At 74.8% G+C, this 18,727-nt stretch carries 17 protein-coding genes; 8 read left to right on the top strand and 9 right to left on the bottom strand.

What is annotated here, in order from left to right; translation table 11 throughout:
* The first annotated feature begins 19 nt into the window (after positions 1-19).
* The 3 genes from ABWI04_RS13845 to ABWI04_RS13835 all read left to right on the top strand — a co-directional run bounded on the left by ABWI04_RS13845 (position 20) and on the right by ABWI04_RS13835 (position 2,101).
* Complete coding sequence (locus ABWI04_RS13845) at positions 20-691, top strand: alpha/beta fold hydrolase (protein ID WP_345177507.1); 672 nt, start codon at positions 20-22, stop codon at positions 689-691.
* 536 nt (positions 692-1,227) lie between these two features.
* Positions 1,228-1,788 carry an RNA polymerase sigma factor gene (locus ABWI04_RS13840; protein ID WP_353832633.1) on the top strand — a complete coding sequence of 187 codons (561 nt, stop codon included), beginning with the start codon at positions 1,228-1,230 and terminating at the stop codon, positions 1,786-1,788.
* On the top strand, positions 1,781-2,101 hold the full coding sequence (locus tag ABWI04_RS13835) for a hypothetical protein (RefSeq protein WP_345177502.1): 321 nt from the start codon (positions 1,781-1,783) through the stop codon (positions 2,099-2,101). The genes ABWI04_RS13840 and ABWI04_RS13835 overlap by 8 nt, the downstream gene beginning before the upstream one ends.
* Here the strand turns inward: ABWI04_RS13835 and ABWI04_RS13830 are convergent.
* The 6 genes from ABWI04_RS13830 to ABWI04_RS13805 all read right to left on the bottom strand — a co-directional run bounded on the left by ABWI04_RS13830 (position 2,078) and on the right by ABWI04_RS13805 (position 12,187).
* On the bottom strand, positions 2,078-3,787 hold the full coding sequence (locus tag ABWI04_RS13830) for an ABC transporter ATP-binding protein (protein ID WP_353832632.1): 1,710 nt from the start codon (positions 3,785-3,787) through the stop codon (positions 2,078-2,080). The genes ABWI04_RS13835 and ABWI04_RS13830 overlap by 24 nt on opposite strands.
* Positions 3,784-5,520: an ABC transporter ATP-binding protein gene (locus ABWI04_RS13825; protein ID WP_353832631.1), complete on the bottom strand. Its 1,737-nt coding sequence runs from the start codon at positions 5,518-5,520 to the stop codon at positions 3,784-3,786. The genes ABWI04_RS13830 and ABWI04_RS13825 overlap by 4 nt, the downstream gene beginning before the upstream one ends.
* Positions 5,521-5,668: 148 nt before the next feature.
* Positions 5,669-5,824 carry a VenA family class IV lanthipeptide gene (locus tag ABWI04_RS13820; protein WP_345177492.1) on the bottom strand — a complete coding sequence of 52 codons (156 nt, stop codon included), beginning with the start codon at positions 5,822-5,824 and terminating at the stop codon, positions 5,669-5,671.
* Positions 5,825-5,830: 6 nt separating this feature from the next.
* Positions 5,831-7,711 carry an alpha/beta hydrolase family protein gene (locus tag ABWI04_RS13815; protein WP_353832630.1) on the bottom strand — a complete coding sequence of 627 codons (1,881 nt, stop codon included), beginning with the start codon at positions 7,709-7,711 and terminating at the stop codon, positions 5,831-5,833.
* Entirely contained in the window at positions 7,708-10,569 is a 2,862-nt protein-coding gene (gene lanL / locus ABWI04_RS13810; RefSeq protein WP_353832629.1) for a class IV lanthionine synthetase LanL, read from the bottom strand. The genes ABWI04_RS13815 and lanL overlap by 4 nt, the downstream gene beginning before the upstream one ends.
* A 487-nt stretch (positions 10,570-11,056) precedes the next feature.
* On the bottom strand, positions 11,057-12,187 hold the full coding sequence (locus tag ABWI04_RS13805; RefSeq protein ID WP_345177483.1) for an ROK family transcriptional regulator: 1,131 nt from the start codon (positions 12,185-12,187) through the stop codon (positions 11,057-11,059).
* Between the two features lie 150 nt (positions 12,188-12,337).
* On the opposite strand from ABWI04_RS13805, the gene edd reads away from it, so the two are divergent.
* From edd to ABWI04_RS13785, 4 genes are all read left to right on the top strand, one after another.
* Complete coding sequence (gene edd / locus ABWI04_RS13800; RefSeq protein WP_345177481.1) at positions 12,338-14,152, top strand: phosphogluconate dehydratase; 1,815 nt, start codon at positions 12,338-12,340, stop codon at positions 14,150-14,152.
* Positions 14,153-14,280: 128 nt separating this feature from the next.
* Positions 14,281-15,219 carry a glucokinase gene (gene glk / locus ABWI04_RS13795; protein WP_345177478.1) on the top strand — a complete coding sequence of 313 codons (939 nt, stop codon included), beginning with the start codon at positions 14,281-14,283 and terminating at the stop codon, positions 15,217-15,219.
* Positions 15,216-15,842: a bifunctional 4-hydroxy-2-oxoglutarate aldolase/2-dehydro-3-deoxy-phosphogluconate aldolase gene (gene eda / locus ABWI04_RS13790; RefSeq protein WP_353832628.1), complete on the top strand. Its 627-nt coding sequence runs from the start codon at positions 15,216-15,218 to the stop codon at positions 15,840-15,842. The genes glk and eda overlap by 4 nt, the downstream gene beginning before the upstream one ends.
* 52 nt (positions 15,843-15,894) lie before the next feature.
* On the top strand, positions 15,895-16,284 hold the full coding sequence (locus tag ABWI04_RS13785; RefSeq protein ID WP_345177475.1) for a PPOX class F420-dependent oxidoreductase: 390 nt from the start codon (positions 15,895-15,897) through the stop codon (positions 16,282-16,284).
* Here the strand turns inward: ABWI04_RS13785 and ABWI04_RS13780 are convergent.
* Positions 16,257-16,433 (bottom strand): hypothetical protein, encoded by a 177-nt coding sequence (locus tag ABWI04_RS13780; protein ID WP_345177473.1) that lies wholly within the window; start codon positions 16,431-16,433, stop codon positions 16,257-16,259. The two genes, ABWI04_RS13785 and ABWI04_RS13780, sit on opposite strands and share 28 nt — an antisense overlap.
* A gap of 73 nt (positions 16,434-16,506) precedes the next feature.
* Here ABWI04_RS13780 and ABWI04_RS13775 point away from each other — a divergent pair, with 73 nt between their 5' ends.
* The gene (locus tag ABWI04_RS13775; protein ID WP_353832627.1) at positions 16,507-17,427 is read left to right on the top strand and encodes a LysR family transcriptional regulator; all 921 of its coding nucleotides are present in this window, start codon (positions 16,507-16,509) and stop codon (positions 17,425-17,427) included.
* Between the two features lie 12 nt (positions 17,428-17,439).
* On the opposite strand, the gene ABWI04_RS13770 is transcribed toward ABWI04_RS13775, so the two are convergent.
* Positions 17,440-17,946: a DUF1707 SHOCT-like domain-containing protein gene (locus tag ABWI04_RS13770; protein WP_353832626.1), complete on the bottom strand. Its 507-nt coding sequence runs from the start codon at positions 17,944-17,946 to the stop codon at positions 17,440-17,442.
* Between the two features lie 2 nt (positions 17,947-17,948).
* Entirely contained in the window at positions 17,949-18,602 is a 654-nt protein-coding gene (locus ABWI04_RS13765; RefSeq protein WP_345177468.1) for a PadR family transcriptional regulator, read from the bottom strand.
* Positions 18,603-18,727 lie beyond the last annotated feature (125 nt).

Here is an 18,727-nt window from a genome sequence, read left to right as displayed (position 1 = left end):
AGGCATCGTTGAGACCCGCATGACAGCTTTCGTCCTCGTTCCCGGCGGTTGGCGCGGGGGATGGTACTTCTCCGACCTGGCCGAACGACTCCGCGCCGCCGGACACCGGGCGCTGACCGTGACACCCACCGGCGTCGGAGAGCGCGCCCACCTGAACTCCGCGACCGTCAACCTGGACACCCATGTCGACGACGTGCTCGCCCTGCTCGCCGCCGAGGAGGTCGGCGACGCCGTTCTCGTCGGGCACAGCTACGGCGGCATGGTCATCACCGGTGCCGCCGACCGCGCCCCCGCCGGCGTGGTGCGCCGCCTGGTCTACTGCGACGCCTACGTACCCGAGGACGGCCAGTCCTGCTGGGACCTGACCACCGATGCCTACCGCAGCCTGTTCCTGGAAGGCGCGGCGGGGGACGGGTACGCGGTCCAGCCGCCCCCGGGCCGCGACCCGCGCGTGACAGCGCATCCGCTGGCCTCCTTCCTCCAGCGAATCCGGCTGGACGCGGCCGGCCTGCGCGACGTCAAGACCCGGGACTACGTGTACCTGTCCGGATGGGACGGCACGCCGTTCACCGCCGTCCGCGACCGGCTGGCAGACGACCCGGCCTGGCGGGTTCACACGCTGGACAGCGGCCACGACGTCTGGAGGGACGCGCCGCAGGAGTTCCTGGAGATCCTGCTGCTGGGCGAATGATCACGACGCGATGAGTGGGCGGGAGGTGGCGAGGGCGCGTCGCCGGTCGCCGGCACTGAACGCCTGCCAACGGGGATCGTCCAGCACGCCCGCCGGGAATCGGGCGAGTCGATCAAGCAGGTTCGGCGGGCGAAAGCAGCCTTCCAGAGATCATCACGAGACGTTCGTCGGAGCCGATGCTCACACCCGGAGGCAGGCGGTCACGGTAGGCGCCGTGGCGGGGACATGGCGTGCTTGTGGGGGCCAGGTGAGGGCGGGTTCGTCTGACTCCGCTGGGGTGGGGTGGACGGCGGCTGGCTTCCTGGCGGCCTGGGGTCGGCTCGCCTTCTGACGTGCGGAGACTGGATGCGGGTCTTCAGACCGGGGGTGGGGTGAATCCTTTGGGTGGGTTCCTGCCTCTCTTAGGGGTGTCGGCCGGAGCGCCGACAGGGAACTCGACCGGGAGGTTGTCATGATCGTTGGTGCTGCCGTGATCGGTGTGGCCGTGCTCGTGTGCGCGTGCAGTGTCACCGTGCTGCGCAGGCGGGGGCGCTCGCGTGGCTGAGCGGACCTGGCCCGGGGAGCGGATGGTCGCCGCCGCGCAGGGCGGTGATCTGGAGTCGATCGCCGCGCTGGTGTCCGGCTCCCACCCGCACGTGCGCCGGTTCGCCCGGACCCTGTGCGCGTCACCCGAGGACGCCGAGGACGCCGCGCAGGAAGCGTTGATCATCCTGTACCGCAAGATCGGTACGCTGCGGGCGTCCGGCGCGCTGGCGTCGTGGATGTTCCGCATCGTCCGCAACGAGTGCCTGCGGCGGGCGCGACTGAGGCCGCCGCACTACGACGAGGTTCCGGACGTCAGCGTGGTCTCGGCCGAGGACGAGGTCCTGCGACGCCTGGAGGCCGGCCGGATCGCGGCGGCGATCGCCGATCTGCCGCCGGACCAGCGACGCGTCCTCATCATGCGCGACATCCAGGGATACAGCGGGCGCATGGTCGCCGACGCGCTCGGCCTCAGCCTGCCCGCGATGAAGTCGCGGCTGCATCGCGCCCGCGCGTCGGTCCATCAGACGCTGCGGGGCGCACCCCACTCGGTTTCAGGAGACGGCGATGACTGACAAGCAGAGTTTCGCGAGCACGTCGCTTCCCCGGCACCTTCTCCGCGGTGCGACGGGCTTCGGGGCGTTGATCGGGGCGTTCGCGCTGCTGCCGGTGCTCGGACCCGGCAGCCTCCTGCTCGCGCCGATCGGCCTCCTCGCGCTGCGCGGGTGTCCGGCCTGCTGGGCGATCGGGCTGGTGCAGACCGTCTCCATGGGCCGGTTGCAGCGCTCCTGCAAGGACGGCGTGTGCGAACTGACCGTCGCCCGACCTGCGTCGCATCAGCACAGCGAAAGCCGGCCCGGTGACTCAGGTGTGCCAGTGGCCCACTAGGGCCGCGTAGGTTCGGCTGCGGGCCTGGAGGGTCTCGTGGGTGCCCAGGAGGGGGACGGGGCCGTCCAGGAGGAGGACCTGCTGGGCCCGTTCGGCCGAGGTCATGCGGTGGGCTATGACGATCAGCGTGCCGCCGCGGGTCGCCAGGGCCTGTTCGGCACGGGCCTCGGTCGCGGGGTCCAGGTGGCTGGTGGCCTCGTCCAGGACGATCACTCTGGCCGGGGAGAGGTAGGCGCGGGCCAGGGTGATGAGCTGGCGTTCGCCCTGGGAGAGGTCACCGCCGCCGGGCGGGATGTCGGTCTCGTAGCCGCCCAGGCGTTCGACGAGGTCCGGGAGCCCGACGGCGGCCGCGGCCTCGTCCAGGTCGCGGGTGCCGGCCTCCGGGTTCAGGTAGGTCAGGTTGTCGCGGAGGCTGCCCGCGAAGACGTAGCTCTCCTGCGGGATCAGCGTGATCGAGGAGCGCAGGTCCGCCGGGTCCAGGTGGGGGAGGGGGACCTTGCCCAGGGTGATCTTGCCCTTCTGGGGTTCCAGGAGGCCGGTGAGCAGGTTCGCGAGGGTGGACTTGCCGGTGCCGCTGGGGCCGACGACGGCCAGGTGCGTGCCCTCGGGGAGGTGGAGCGAGAGGTCCTCGATGACGGGGGCGGCGTGCGGGGAGTAGGCGAAGGTGACGTGGTCGGCCTCGATGCCGGACGACTCGGCCGTCGCCGTGCCGGGCGGCGGGGCCTCGGGGACGGCGCAGACCTCGGCGAGGCGGCCCAGGACCACGGCGAGGCTGAGCAGGAGGGTGCCGCCCGCGTCGACCAGGACGGTGATGCCCGGCTGGAGTCCGGTCACCAGGTAGCCCGCGCCGCCCGCGATCTGCCCGGCGGTGAGCCCGTGGTGGGCGGTGAGGTAAGGCGACAGCACGAGCAGGGCGAGCAGGGGAAGGTGCACCCCCAGGGCCAGGACGGGGAGGCGGACCCAGCGGGTGCGGGCGTAGGCGCGCAGGGCCTCCGCCTGCCTGTCCACGACCTCGCCCACCGCGGCGGCGGCGCGGTCCTCGGCGCCGCAGGCGGCGACGTCGCGGACGCCGTGCACGACGGTGGCGGCGGCCTCCCCGATGCGCTCGGCCTGGCGGATGACCGCTCGGTAGCGGCGGATCTGCAAGCCCACGAACGCCGCGTACACCCCCAGGGCGAGCGCCACCGACAGGCAGATGACGAGGGCCAGGAGGGGCGACAGCAGCGCCAGGCCCACGAGGGCGGCGGCGCCGGCGGAGACCAGCTGGCGGACGTTGCGCAGCGCGGTCCCCACCAGGGCCCGGACGGCCTCGGCCTGCTCGGTGACCTGGGAGACGCCCGCGCCGGCCGCGTCAGGGGTCCGGTCGGCCATCCGGCGGAGGGCCGCCGCGACGACCTCGGTGACCAGGGAATCGCGCAGCGGTTCGACGGTCGCGGCCAGCCATGGGTAGACCCGCCCGGTCGCGACCGCGCCGACGGCGTACAGGGCGGCGAGGACGGCGAGCCAGCCGAGGCCCGTCAGGGTGCGGCCCGCGAGGAACCCGTGGTCGACGGCGCGGGCCAGGAGCAGGCCGGACGCGAACATCGGCAGGGACTCCACGGCCGACCAGGCGGAGAGGCGGCGCATCGCGGGCCACTGGCCGCGCAGGTGGCGGTGCAGCAGGCGCGCGGCCGGCGGCGCCGTCATGAGGCCGCCCGGGTGGAGAACACGGCGCGGTAGGCCGGGTCCGCCCACAGGTCCGCGTGGGGGGCGAGCGCCCGTACGCGCCCGGCGTCCAGCCAGGCGACGAGGTCGGCGCGGGCGGCCGTGGCCGGGCGCCGCGCCACCACCAGGCTGGTCCGTCCGGCCAGGATCTGCCGGAGGGCCTGGGTCACCTTCAGCTCCGTGGCGGTGTCGAGGCTGCTGGTGGCGTCGTCGAGGAGGACGATCCGGGCGTCGGCGAGCGCGGCGCGGGCCAGGCCGAGCCGCTGCAGCTCGCCGCCGGACAGCGGGGCGCGGTCGAGCGGGGTGTCGTAGCCGTCCGGCAGGGCCCGGATGAAGGCGTCGGCGACGGCGTCGCGGGCGGCGCGGTGCACCTCGGCGCGCGTCGCGGCGGGGCGGGCGTAGGCGATCGTCTCGCGGACGGTCGCGCCGAGCAGCGCGGGGCGTTCGAAGGCGTAGGCGACGGCGCGGCGCAGCTCCGCGAGCGGGACCTCGGTGACGGGGACGCCGTCGAGTTCGACGACCCCCTCGTCGGGGTCGAGGAGCCGCCCGACGGTCGACATCAGCACGCTCTTGCCCGTGCCGGACGTGCCGACGACCGCGACGGTCGTCCCGGGCGGCACGTCGAGGTCGAGCCCGTCGAGGACGGCGCGGCCACCGAGCCGGACGGTGACGCCGCGCAGCCGCAGCTCGCCGGGCCCGTCCGGCAGCCGCGACGGCCGCGCGGGGGGCCGTACCGCCGGGACGGCCGTGAGGATCTCGCCGATCCGCCCGGCGCCGACCTGGCAGTTGAGGAGCGCGACGACGGTGTCGAACACCGACGCCGACGCGGCGGCCATGGCGGCGTAGGACAGCGCGCCCACGAGCTGGCCGGTGGTGATCTCGCCGGCGGCCAGGCGGACGCCCGCGACGCCGACGACCAGGACCTGGGTGAGGGGGGCCAGCAGCGCGAGCCGCCGGCTGACCCTGCCCTGCACGGCCCAGGTCTCCCGGCCCGCCCGGCCGAGGCCGGGAAGCGGCGCGAGGATGCGGCGCACCTCGGCGGCGGCGGTCCCGCTCGCCCGGATCGTCCGGATGCCCTGCCGGGCGTCGAGCAGCCGCGTCGCGATCGCCGCCTGGCACGCCTGGTAGCGGGCGAACGGATCGGTGGCCCGGACGACGAACACGCGCAGCGCGACCAGCAGCGGCGGCATCCCGGCCGCGAACGCGGCGGCGAGCCACCAGTCGATCAGCGCCAGGCCGGCCAGCGCGCCCACGGTGGTGGCCAGCGTGGCGGCGGCCGACAGCAGCAGGACGGGGAACGCCGCCGGGCCCGACGCGGACTCGGTGAGCCGCGACAGCACGTCCCCCGCGGGGAAGCGCCGCCGCCCCTCCGGGCCGAGGGCCAGCACGTGCCCGAGGAGCCGGTGCCGGAGCCAGGCGGTGATGTCGCTGCCGCAGTAGGAGCCGAGGACGTCCTCGCCCGTGGTGGCGACGGCCGCCGCGGCCAGGACGAGCGCGAGCCACGCGGCGGCGGCGCCGGCGTCCTGCTGGGCGCGGGCCGCGTCGACCGCGCGGGCCAGCATGACCGGCGTCGCCAGCGTCGCGGCGACGCGGACGATCGTGAGCAGGACGAGCACGCCCATGGCCGGCCGGAAGCGGGCCATGGCGCCGCGCAGCAGCCGCCGGCCGCCGGCGCGCAGCGCCGCGGAGTCGCCCGGGGTGCCGGTGAGGGCCACGCGCCACGACTCCGTTCACGGTCGGGGGAAGTCTTCTACACTCGCGAGTGGGTCCGGTCACGGACCGGCTCGTGGCCGGTCCGTGACCGGGGTTCTGCGGGCCGGGGTTCTTCTCAGGGGTCCCGGGTACCGCATGGGATGCGCGGCATCAGGCGCAGGAGATGCCGATGCACACGGTGTTCAGCAGCGTGAGCAGACCGACGCAGGCGCAGGTACCGCCGAGCTGGATGCCGTCGATCTCCACGGGGTCGGTCTCGGGCAGCTCCTGCAGAGCGGCCACGAGGTCACCGTCGAACGTGTTCATTGCGTTTCACCTCCTTTCGTTGTCGAGGGCCAAGGTCCGCCCCGCCGTGAGGCAGAAGCGGACCACCGCTTGGCGGAGGACCGGGGACCATGCCTGGACGACCCCGTTGTGGTCGTCGGCGGTCTCCAGGTAGTCGAAGTCGACTCCTTCGGTCCTGCCGAGTTCGAGGAGGCGCCGGCGCAGCGCCCTGGACTGCTCGACCGGGACGGCCTCGTCCCGGACGCCGTGCGCCACCATCAGCGGCGCCGTCAACGTCTCGCACGCCCGCAGGACGTCGCGCCGGGCGTCCTCGTCGTCGCCGGCAGCGGCGAGGCCGAGCCGCGACACGCGGTCTCTGACCATCCCGGTGGTGGTGCGGTGGAGGCCGGAGGCCGAGGTGAACGGCGCGAGCGCGACGCACCCGGTCCACAGGTCCGGGGCGCGGCAGGCCGCGAGCAGCGCGAGGAACCCGCCGTAGCTGGCGCCGAGCACGACGGGGCGCGGCAGCGCGGTGCCGCGGCCGTGCGCGATCGCGTGCCCGAGGTGGACGACGTCGTCCAGGTCGGGGCCGCCCCAGTCGCCGATGACGGGACGCAGGTGGTCGTCGCCGTATCCGGTGCTGCCCCGGTAGTTGGGGGCCACGACGGAGGCGCCCGCGGCGGCCAGGTACTGGAAGAGCGGCTCGAACTCGTACCGCCACGCTGACAGCGGCCCGCCGTGCAGGGCCAGCACGAGCCGGGGCCGGTCGCGCCAGCCGGGGCCGCCGTAGACGATCGCCTCGACGGGCCCCGCCGGGCCGGACAGCTCGACGAGCTCGGCGTGCCGCCAGGCCGCCGCGCTGTCGGAGGGGTGCGCGGCCATGTCCCAGCCGGAGCGCGCGGGACTCCGCACCGTCGCGAGGGTCGGCGGCTGGTGCGGGGCCGAGAAGCGGACGTGGATCCGGCCGTCGCCGGCCCAGTGGGCGGGCGGCCAGAGCATGCCGGGCGGGCCGGGGACCGGGGTGATCCGGTCGCTGCCGGTGGCGTACACGGCCAGGCGGGCGGTCGCGCCGGCGATCTCCCGGACGAGCAGCCGCTCGCCGGAGGCGTCGAAGGCCAGGGGCGTCCGGTGGGCGGCCGACCGGTTGAGGGCCTCGGGGAAGCGGACGGGCCCGCCGCCGGGCAGCCGCAGCCCGATCTGTGGCGCGCCCCGCTGCTGCGCGCCCGGCAGAGTGGTGGTCACCGCGAGGACGCCCGAGCGCGGGCTGTAGGCCGCGATCCGGTCGGCGGTGGTGTCGGAGACCGACCAGAAGGGCCGCCAGCCGCGTTCGCGCAGGTCGACCAGGATGCCCTCGGTGCGTTGGCCGGCGCCGTCGCGGTCGAGGGCGAGGACGCGGCCCTCGTCGGCCCAGACGCCTCCCGACAGCACGCCGGGGATCCGCAGCACCGGCTCCAGGACGGGGGACGCGGGCGAGACCCGCCAGATCCGCGAGTGCCGCTCGTTCTCGACGACCACGAGCACCGCGACCTGCGCCTGCCCCGGGGCTGCCAGCAGGAACCCGGCGAGCATCTGCGGCACCGGCCACGACCGGGTGATCCGGAGCCCGGCGGGGGTCGGCTCGGCGGCGGCGAGGGTTCCGTGGCCCGCGGGCTCCCCGTGCTCGCCGACCGCGGGCCGCACGACCAGGACGCGGCCGTCGTTCAGCGGCAGCGCCCCGGTGCCGCGATCGATGATCCGTTCGTCGGTCCGGCCCGGGAGGGCGGCGTCGTCGAGCGTCCGCAGGGACGGCCGCGGCCAGGTCAGGTCCCAGCGCTCCAGGACGACGCTGTCCTGCGCGGACCGCAGGCAGGTGGCCCAGCGGCCGTCGGCGGAGAAGGCGAAGCCGAAGCGGCTCGGCACGGGCGGAAGATCCGGAAGGGTCTCGGTCATGACACCCGCCCCGCGATCGACGGTTCGGCGCCATCGGCGGGGTGCGCGGCGGCGTCGTCGGCCGTCCACAGCCGTGACGTCCCGTGCTGGAGGCGCACCAGGAAGCCGAGGATGCCGCCCAGGCCGTCTCCCCAGGAGGTCGAGACGCCGCCCTGCTCGTCGGGGAACACCACCCGTCCGCCGCGGTGCGCCCGGTTGGCCAGGATGACCTGGGCCAGCCGCCACGCGTCGTCCCGGTACCGCTCGGCGCCGGTGAGCGCGGCCATGTCGAGCAGGAAGTCGCCGTTGCCGGCCAGGCCGTGGCACTGCCCGAGGATCGCGCGCCAGCGGTTGTCCATGACCGCGCGGGCGGACATCTCGGCGGCCCGCAGGAAGCGCCCGTCGCCGGTCGCCCGGCCGAGGCGGCCGAGGAAGCCGCCGATGCCGGCCGAGCCGTGGCACCAGTACGGCGCGGTGGCGATGTCGCCGGAGCTGGCCGCCCACATCGCCGACCGCCCAGTGTCGATCATGGTGTCGAGCAGCGTCTCCCCGACCCGGGAGGCGAGCGCCCGGTGGGCGTCGCCGCCGACCGACCCGGCGCAGGCGAGCAGGAAGGATCCGACGCCCGAGACGCCGTGCGCGAACCCGTAGTAGCGCCGGCCGGCGAGCTTGGACTCGATCTCGGCGGGCGTGCTCCAGTCGAGCCCGCCCTCCCGCTCCTGGACGGTCTCGGCGAGGGCGTCGGCGGCGGCGCGGGCGCGCTCGGCGAACCGCGCCCGCCCGGTGCGGGACCACAGGTGCAGGGCCGTGAACCCGAGGCCCGCCGTCCCGTGCGTCACGTCCGGGCTGGGGACCGCCTCCGGAAGCCGGTCGGCGACGGCGAGAGCGCCCTCGACGAGGTCGGCGTCGGCCAGGGCGAGGCCGGCGTCCAGCACCGCCCACGTGGCGCCCGCCGTGCCGAAGTACAGCCCGGGGGGACGGCCGCCGTCCTCGTCCAGCCGCCGCAGGATCCAGTGGCCGGCGCCGGCGATGGCCTCGGCCAGGCGCGGTTCGGCCTCGACCTCGTAGCACCGGGTCAGGGCGCCCAGGGTTCCCGCGGCCCCGTGCTGGAGGCAGCACGGGTCGGGCGCGCCGTGGACGCACGAGGCGGGCCAGAGCGTCTCGGCCGACTCCGGGTCCATGGTGGTGATCAGCTGGTCGACGATCCCGGCGACGGACAGCCGGCACTGCTGCCGCAGCGACGGGGGGCGGGCGGCCCGCGATGCGCCGCCGTCCGGCTCCACCGGGCCGCGCTGCGTCCCGGGGCTCCCCGCCGCGTGATCCGGGCGCATCCGGGCCAGGGCCTCCCGTGCCCGGTGCGGGGTCCAGCGACGGCCGGGCTCGTCGGCCATCAGGCCGAGCAGGAGCGGGGCCAGCGAGCCGGGCAGGTCGAGGTCCAGGGTGCGGGCGGCCAGCCATTCCGCCAGGCGCTCGCTCAGCGGCCTGGCCGCGGGGCTCTCGTCCAGGAAGTAGGGCGGCCCGCCGGTGAGGACGTGGCAGAGCGTCGCGCCGAGGGCGAAGTAGTCCGCCGCCGGGTCCGGTGCGGCGCCGGACATCTGCTCCGGCGCGCTGTAGCCGGGGGTGCCCACCCGCATCCCCTCCCGCTCGCCGTCGTCGGCGGTGAGGGCCAGCTCCAGGTCGATCATCACCGGGGCGCCGTCCGGGCGCACCATGATGTTGCTCGGGTTGAAGTCGCGCACGATGAGCCCGGCCTCGTGCGCCTTCGCCATCAGATCGGCCAGGCGCCCGCACATCTCCAGGACGGGGGGCACGTGCGGGCCCCACCCGGCGTCGCCGATCACGTCGGCGATCCACTGCCGCAGGGAGGTGCCCGGGATCATCTCCTCCGCCAGGAAGAGGTGGCCCGCCTGGGCGAAGAGCGCCACCGGGCGCGGGGCGATGCCCAGGGCGTCGACCGCCTCCAGCACGCGGGCCTCCGTCCGCAGCCGGTCGCGGGTGTCGCGCCCCTTGGCGTCGACGTCCACGTGCGGGCGGCCCTCCTTGATGACGATCGCCTCGCCGGTCTCGGTGTCCGTCGCCCGGTACACGCCGCCCTTGTTGGTGTGGCGGATCGCCTCGTGGACGGTGAACCGCGACCCGATCCGAACGCCTTTTCCGTTTCGGACGGCGCCATTCTCAGTGGTGCTCTTCCGGGTGCTTTCGGTGCTATCGCCCGCGTCTGTGTCGTTCTGCTTTTCCGTCGGCGGGACGTCCTGGGGGAATGGGCAGGCGGCCCAGGGCGGCGGCGTGTACGTCGCACCGCGGCGGTCTTCCACGGGATTGCCGTCCGGGTCGAGAATCATCCACGCGTAGAATCCGTCGTTGGTGATGCGGCGCACCTCGACGAACGCTCCATAGCGGTAATGCACGAGGCTGCCCGGCCCGTAGGGGCGGTCGGACAGAATGCGCGGCCCGGGCAGGCCCGCGGTCGCCACGTGCAGTTCCGCCGCGAGGCGGACGGCCTCGTCGTCGTCGACCGGGTAGACGGTGATGAACTTCCCGGAATGGCCGCGCGAGGTGTTGCGCGCGTTCATGGCCGCGACATGGTCGCGGGTGGCGGCGAACTTGAACATGGAACGGCCCGCCAGCAGCACGGGCAGCGAGCGGGCCAGCACGTCCTGGGCCGAAGCCGGCGTCGCGGAGACGTGCAGCTTCCAGCCCTGCTGGGGACACTCGCCGTTCTCGGGGCGGACGTGGGCCCACATCCCGCTGCGCAGCGACTTCCAGCGGAGCGGGCCGGCCGCCGCGCCGAGCGCCCGGTCGAGGACGTCGAGCAGGCGGGTGTCGTCGCTCTCCGCGGCGGCCGCCCCGGACAGGACACTGAAATGGAAGTCCGCCATCCCCGCTCGCACTCTCCCTTTTCCGCCCCGGACCGCCTGGACCGCCCGGGCGGAGTTATTGATCGTTTTTGTCTTTTGGGGTCAAAAGTCAAGAACGATCGGATGTTGCTTTCATTGAGCAAGGACACGGTAACCACGAATCCCCCGGAAACGCCAGTCAATCTCTTTAGTCGGACCTATTCGCGGCCGGTAGAAAAGTCTTACCTGGCGGGGGATGTACGCGTCGTCCCTGTGCGGAGAGTGACAATGATCGCCGCTCGTCATTCCACAATCTGGGGAAATGTCGAGTTTGTCGTCACTAGAAAACATGATCGCTTTGCCCATTGGGTCAAGGGCGCGGTTTAGCGTGTCATGTCCGATGGCTGCCACGTCGCCCGGTGGCGACCCGTCGCCCGGGTGTGCTAACGCCGCGTCGCGCACGAAAGCGCGGGCGCCCTTCCCGCACGGCCCGCGCTTCTCAGGCCCGTGCTTACAGGCCTGGTGCTTCTCAGGCGCCGGCGGCGGCCGCGTCGACGGCGTCGGGGGACAGGATGCGATCCAGGACCATGGCGGCGCAGCCGGTCAGGCCCGCGCTCTCGCCCAGGCGGCTCGGTTCGATGCGCAGGTCCCGGGTCGCCAGCGCCGTGGCGCGCTGGTAGACGATCTCGCGCACGCCCGCGATCAGGGGCTCGTCCGCGCCCGCGAGGTCGCCGCCCAGGACGACGACCGCGGGGTTGAGGAGGTTCACGGCGGTGGCGACGACCTCGCCGATGCGGCGGCCGGCGTCGCGGAGCAGGGCGACGGTCGCCGGGTCGCCGGAGCGGGCCAGCGCCGCCAGGGCGGGCAGGTCCTCGGCGGGGGAGCGGGCCAGCAGGGCGGTGCCGCCGGCGACGGCCTCGACGCAGTTCACGTTGCCGCAGCGGCAGGGGGCCTCGCCGGGGACGGGCACGGGGATGTGGCCGATCTCCCCGGCCGCGCCGAGGGCGCCGCGCTGGATGCGGCCGCCCGCGATGATGCCCGCGCCGATCCCGGTCGAGACCTTCACGAACAGGAGGTCGCCGACGCCGGGGTGGGCCTGGTGCTCGCCAAGGGCGGCGGCGTTGACCTCGTTGTCGAGGTAGGCGGGGACGCCGAAGCGCTCGGAGATGGGGGCGCCGATCTCCATCGCGTCCCAGCTCCCGGCCACGTGCTCGACGGCGTCGGGGACGCCGAGCCCGACCCCGCGGATGCTCGACGCGTCGGCGCCGGACTCGGCGAGGAGGGCCTCCCACTGCTCGAACAGGCGCGGGAGCGTCCTGCCCGGACTCACCTCCGCCGGGGGCCCGTCGGCGCGGGCGAGGGTCGTGCCGGCGAGGTCGCAGACGGCGAGCTGGCCCCGGGACTGGCCGAGGTTGGCGAGCAGGACGGAGCCTCCCGCCGCGTTGAACTCCAGCCGGGCCGGGGGGCGCCCGCCCGTGGAGGGCCCGTCGGCGCGCTCGACCACCAGGCCGCGCCGGATCAGGGCCGCGACGCGGGACGCCACGGCGGGCCGGGAGAGCCCGGTGATGCGGCCGAGCTCGGCGCGGGTGGCCACGCCGTCCTCGCGGATCAGGCGCAGCATGTCGCCGCCGGTGGCCGGGCGGGTGACGGGGCGGGGCATCCGGCCAGTCAAGCACCCGGGGCTTTCGTGCGTCCAGTTCGACGAACATCCGAACTTTTGTCATCTGAAGTTCATAAGTACGGTTGAACAGGTGACCGATGTCTCGCTAGTTTGGTGATCGAGCGATCCCCCCTGGTCTTGGAGCATCTGATGGCTGTGCATCCCGTGCTGGCGGCAGTGACCCGGCGCGTCGTCGAGCGGAGCGCCGGACCCCGCGGCGCGTACCTGAAGCGGATCGGCGAGGCCCGTTCCCAGGGCCCGGTGCGCAGCGGAATGGGGTGCGCGAACCTCGCGCACGGCTTCGCCGCCTGCGGCGTCCAGGACAAGCTGTGGCTGCGCGGCGACGCCACGCCGAACATCGCGATCGTGTCGGCGTACAACGACATGCTGTCCGCGCACCAGCCGCTCCAGGACTACCCCGACATCCTGAAGTCCGCGATCCGCGCGGGGGGCGGCACGGCCCAGTTCGCCGGGGGCGTCCCCGCCATGTGCGACGGCATCACCCAGGGCCGGGCCGGCATGGAGCTGTCGCTGTTCAGCCGGGACGTGGTGGCGATGGCGACGGCCGTGGCGCTGTCGCACGACATGTTCGACGGCGCGCTGCTGCTCGGCGTGTGCGACAAGATCGTGCCGGGGCTGGTGATCGGGGCCCTGTCGTTCGGGCACCTGCCGGCGATCCTGGTGCCCGCCGGTCCGATGGCCTCGGGGCTGCCGAACGCCGAGAAGGCCAAGGTCCGCAAGCGGTACGCGGCGGGGGAGATCGGGCGCGAGCAGCTGCTCGCCGCCGAGGCCGCGTCCTACCACTCGCCCGGCACCTGCACCTTCTACGGGACGGCCAACTCCAACCAGCTGCTCATGGAGGTCATGGGCCTGCACCTGCCGGGCGCCAGCTTCGTCCCGCCGGGCACGAAGCTGCGCGACGGCCTCACCGAGGCGGCGGGCCGGCGCATCCTCAAGATCACGGACCTGGGCGAGGGCTACACCCCGATCGGGGAGATGCTCGACGAGCGCGCGTTCGTCAACGGCGTCGTCGCGCTGCTCGCGACGGGCGGCTCGACCAACCACACGCTGCACCTGGTGGCCATGGCCGCCGCGGCGGGCATCGAGCTGACATGGGACGACTTCGACGAGCTGTCCAAGGTCACGCCGCTGCTCACCCGCCTGTACCCGAACGGCACCGCCGACGTGAACCACTTCCACGCGGCGGGCGGCACCGCGTTCCTCATCGGCGAGCTGATCGACGCCGGGCTCCTGCACGAGGACGCGCGCACGGTCGGCGGCGACACCCTCGCGGCCTACCGGAACGTCCCCGAGCTCGCCGGCGGCAAGGTCGAGTGGCGGGAGGCGCCCGGGGTTTCCGGCGACACCGAGGTCCTGCGCCCGGCCGCCGAGCCGTTCGACACGCACGGCGGCCTGCACACCGTGCGCGGCAACCTCGGGCGGGCGGTCGTCAAGGTGTCGGCGGTCAGGCCCGAGCACCGGACCATCGAGGCCCCCGCGCGGGTGTTCGACTCGCAGGAGGCGCTGCAGGAGGCGTTCGCCGCCGGGGAGCTGGACCGCGACGTCGTGGCGGTCGTCCGCAACCAGGGGCCGCGCGCGAACGGCATGCCGGAGCTGCACCGGCTCACCCCGCCGCTGTCGGTGCTCCAGGACCGGGGGCACCGCGTCGCGCTGGTGACCGACGGCCGCATGTCGGGCGCGTCCGGCGCGGTGCCCGCCGCGATCCACGTGTCGCCGGAGGCCGCGGCCGGAGGTCCGCTCGCCCGCGTCCGCGACGGAGACGTCGTCCGGCTCGACGCGGACGCCGGGGTGCTGAAGGTGCTCGTCCCGGACGAGGAGCTCGCCGCCCGCGCGCCCGCTGAGGGGCCGCCCGACCAGACCTACGGCACGGGGCGGGAGCTGTTCCAGTCGTTCCGCGCCGCCGTGGGCCCGGCCGAACGCGGGGCGGGGGTCTTCTCCTCATGAGCGAAGCGACCCGGGGGGAGTGGGGGGTCGCCCCCCCACAGGAAACACTGAGCGGAGCGGACCGGGGGGACTGGGGGATCGCACCCCCACAGGAAACACTGAGCGGAGCCGAGTGGCTGGTCGCGGACGTGGGCGGCACCAATGCCCGGTTCGCTCTGATCGACGGCCCGGACGGCGCCCTGTCGGAGGTCCGGGCGCTGCCGACCCGCGACTATCCGGGCCTCGCGGAGGCCGCGGCCGCCTACCTCGACGCGGTCGGCGCGCGCCCGGTGGCGGCGTGCCTGGCCGTGGCGGGCCCCGTCGTGAATGGCACGTTCCATCTGACCAACGCGGGCTGGCCCAAGGGCGACCCGGAGGCGGTGCGGGCCCATCTCGGCCTGGCGCATCTCGACGTCATCAACGACTTCGAGGCGCTCGCCCTGGCCCTGCCGCACCTCGGTGGCGACGACCTCGTTCCCATCGGGCGGGGCGACGCGGACCCCGGCGCGCCCCTCGCGGTGGTCGGGCCCGGCACGGGCCTCGGCGTCGCCGGGCTCGTCCGGACGCCGTCGGGCCCCGTGCCCCTGCCCGGCGAGGGCGGCCACGTCGACGTCCCGGCCGCGACCGACCGCGAGCTCCTGGTGGCGCGGCTGCTGCGCGCCGAGAAGGGCGCGGCCTCCGCCGAGTACCTGCTGTCGGGGGCGGGGCTGGCCCGCATCCGCCGGTACCTCGCCGCGATCGACGGCCGGCCCGCGCTGGACCTGACTCCGCGGCAGATCAGCGAGGACCGCGACGACCCCCTGAGCCGCGAGGCCGTGGAGATGTTCTGCGCGCTGCTCGGGTCGCACGCGGGCAACGTCGCCCTCACGCTCGGCGCGCGGGGCGGCGTCTATCTCGGCGGCGGGATCCTGCCGCGGATCGTGGACGTGCTGCGGGGCAGCGCGTTCCGGGCCCGTTTCGAGGGGAAGCCCCCCGTCGAGGACTACCTGCGCGCCATCCCGACCGCTCTCATCGTCCATCCCGGCCCGGCCCTCGTCGGCGCCGCCGCCCGGCTCGCGCAGAGCCTGCCCGACCTGGAGCCCGCATGATCGCCGAAGACCTGTTCGACCTCGCGCCCGTCATCCCCGTCGTGGTGCTGGACGACGCCGACGCCGCCGTCCCGCTGGCCCGCGCCCTGGTGGAGGGCGGTCTCCCCGTGATCGAGGTGACGCTGCGCACGCCGTCCGCGCTGGCGGCGATCACGAGGATCGCCGCCGAGGTCCCGGACGCCGTGGTGGGCGCGGGGACCGTCGTGCGCCCCGAGGACGCCGAGCGCTCGGCGGCCGCCGGGGCGAGGTTCCTCGTCAGCCCCGGCTGCACGTCCCGCCTCCAGGCGGCGATGGTCGCGACGGGCCTGCCGTTCCTGCCGGGCGTCGCCACCGCCTCCGAGGCGATCGCCCTGCTGGAGGGCGGGATCACGGCGATGAAGTTCTTCCCGGCCGAGGCGGCGGGCGGCGCCGCCTACCTGAAGGCGCTCGGCGGGCCGCTTCCGCAGATCCGGTTCTGCCCCACGGGCGGGATCGGCCTGCGCAACGCCGCCGAGTACCTCGCGCTCGGCAACGTCGGCTGCGTCGGCGGCTCCTGGCTCACCCCCGCGGACGCCGTCCGCGAGGGCGACTGGGACCGCGTCCGCAAGCTCGCCTCCGAGGCGGCGGCGCTCCGCACGGGATGACCTCGGTGCGCGGTGATGTCACATCCCGGGACGGCGCTCCCGTCTCCCGGGTATGGACACCACATCGACGCTTGAGAAGCTGAAGAAGCAGCGCACGGTCCTGCTGACCAGCTACCGCAAGGACGGGACGCCGGTCGGGACGCCCGTGAACGTCGTCGTCCGCGGCGACCGCGCCTACTTCCGCACCTACGACAAGGCGTTCAAGGCCAGGCGGCTGGCGCGCAATCCGGAGGTGGAGCTCGCGCCGAGCACCTTCCGGGGCAGGGTCACCGGCCCGGAGGCGCGCGGCCGCGTCCGCCTGCTCAGCGAGCAGGAGGCGCGGCCGATCCGCCGGCTGCTCGCCCGCAAGCACCCGCTCCTGCAGGGGGTGGCGGTGCCGCTGGCCCACAAGCTGAAGGGCTATCGGACGCTGCACTACGAGCTCACGCTCGACGGGTCCTGACCGCGGTGCGGGCACGGGCCCGCGGCCAGGCCCCGCCCGCCGCCCGCGGGGACGAGGTCCATCCGCAGCCGCCCGCAGGCGCAGCGCGTCCAGGTGACGACGCCGTCGCTGGTGAGGTGCCGGGAAACGAGAGTGGTCGGTTCGCTCATGGCAGCAGTCTGCGGCGGGGCGAACGTTTCCGTCCATTTCAGATTTCCGCAGGGAATCGTGCAAGATGCTTGCATGATCGACCTGCGCCGGCTGCACATGCTGAGGCTCGTCCACCAGTACGGGACCGTCACGTCCGCGGCGGAGGCGATGCACCTGACGCCCTCGGCGGTCTCCCACCACCTGCGCGAGCTGGCGCGGGAGCTGAAGGTGCCGCTGCTGGAGCCGCAGGGCCGCCGGGTGCGGCTGACCCCGGCCGCGCACCTGCTGATCGGGCACGCCGACGGCCTCCTCGCCCGGTGGGAGGAGGCCCTGGCCGACCTGGAGTCGCACCGCGCCGGGGCGGCGGGGCCGCTGCGCATGTGCGGGTTCACCACGGCCGTCTCGGGGCTCGTCGCCCCCGCCGCCGGCGCCCTGCTGCGAGATGACCCGGACCTCGTGGTCGAGGTCCGCGAGTGCGACACCGACGAGGCCGTCGGGCTGCTCGCGGCGGGGGAGACCGACATCGCGGTGATCGAGCCGACCCCCGGCGCGCCGCCGGCGGGCGATCCGCGCTTCGACCGCGAGCCGCTGCTGGAGGAGGCGCTCGACCTCATCGTCCCGGCGGGGCATCCGCTGGCGCTGCGCGACCGCGTCCGGCTGGAGGACGCCGCGGGCGAGCCGTGGATCAGCGTCCACGGCTGCGCCCACCACCAGCAGGTCATGGCCTACTGCGCCGCCGCCGGGTTCACGCCGCGGATCGCGCACAACGTCACGACCTGGTCGGTGATCTGGGCCCTGGTCGCCAACGGCCTCGGGGTGTCCCTCGTGCCGCGGCTGGCCGGCGGGCAGGCCGGCCAGCCGGTCGTGCGGGTGCCGCTCCTCGGGGACGGCGTCCCGAAGCGGCGCGTGCTGACCTGCGTGCGGCGCGGCGGCCGAGGCCACCCGCTGGTCGCGCGCGGCCTGCGGGCCCTCCGCGACGCCGTCCCCGACCGCTGCGTCCCGGCTGCCGCCTGAACCGCCCCCGCGTCAGGAGCCGGGGACGTGGCGGCGGGCCCGGCGGACGCCGAACGCCAGCAGGACCGCGCGCACGACCCAGACGGCCAGCGCGATCTGCAGGACGACCAGGAACCCCGTGCCGGGCCCGGTCGTGAAGGCGAGCACCATGAACGCCGCGAACAGGAGCGGGAACGCCGGGAAGAGAGGCCCGGGCCGGCGGCGGTGGGCCATGTGGCGCCGGCGGTGCCAGGCGGGGTGCCCCGGGCCGCCGAACCCGACCGCCGTGCCCGGCCCCCACGCGTGCCCGAGCGGGGACCCCCACGGGGCCTCCTTCGCGGGTTCGGGCAGCCCGGTCGGGGACGGCAGGTCCCGGACGAGGGCGCGCAGGTCGCCGCGCGTCTTGGCGGCCAGCACGGACTCCAGCCGCTCGTCGAGCTCGGGCCGGTCGAGCCTGCCCTCGGCGAAGTGGTCGTGCAGGGCGACCATGACGGCGTCGCGCTCGGCGTCGCCGACGCGGATCTCGTCGTGCCGGACCATGATCACTCCTCGGTGTCGTCGGCCGTCGGCCCGGGGCCGTCCAGGTCGTCGGCCAGGATGCGGTACAGGCTGCGGCGGGTCTCCGACAGGACGTCGCGCGCCTGCGCGACCTGCTCGGGCGAGCCGGAGTGGACGATCTGCATCACCGCGGCCCCGGTCTGCGCGGCCTGCTTGAACAGCTCCGGGACGCCCTCGCCGAACTCGGGCGTCATCTCCGCCCACGGCTCGGCCAGCCGCTCGGCGTTCTCCTCCGTGTAGGCGCGGCCCTCGTCGGTGAGACGGAAGGTGCGGCGGCCGCCGGACTCGTCGCCCGCGATCAGCCCCTCGTCCGCGAGCTGCTGCAGCGCCGGGTAGACCGCGCCGGGGCTCGGCTTCCAGGCCCCGTCGCTGCGCTCGTTGATCTCCTGGATGATCTGGTAGCCGTTGCGCGGCTCCTCGGCCAGCAGGACGAGGATCGCCGCCCGGACGTTGCCCTTGCGGGCCTTGGCGCTCCGGCCCCACGGGCCGCCGCGCCCCCGCGCCCACGGCGGGCGCGGACCGGGCCCGTGGCCGAATCCGCCGGGCGGGCCCCAGGGGCCCGGCCCGCCGCCGAACAGGGCGCCGAAGTTCGGGAAGTCGCCGCGGCCCCAGGGCCCGCGGCCGTGCATGTGCCCCATGTTCTGCACCACCTTCTGAGAGCTCTCTATGACCTCTCGCGATACGACAACGATATATCGAAGACGTACGGATCTGCCAGATGGTTCCCCGGATCCGGATCGATGCGCGACCGCGGTCGCGGGAC

Origin of the sequence: Actinomadura sp. NPDC000929 (assembly GCF_040492065.1) — a bacterium.
Taxonomy (GTDB): domain Bacteria; phylum Actinomycetota; class Actinomycetes; order Streptosporangiales; family Streptosporangiaceae; genus Spirillospora; species Spirillospora verrucosospora.
The sequence above is the reverse complement of the archived record's forward strand: the minus strand, read 5'-3'. Positions and strand labels throughout refer to the sequence as shown.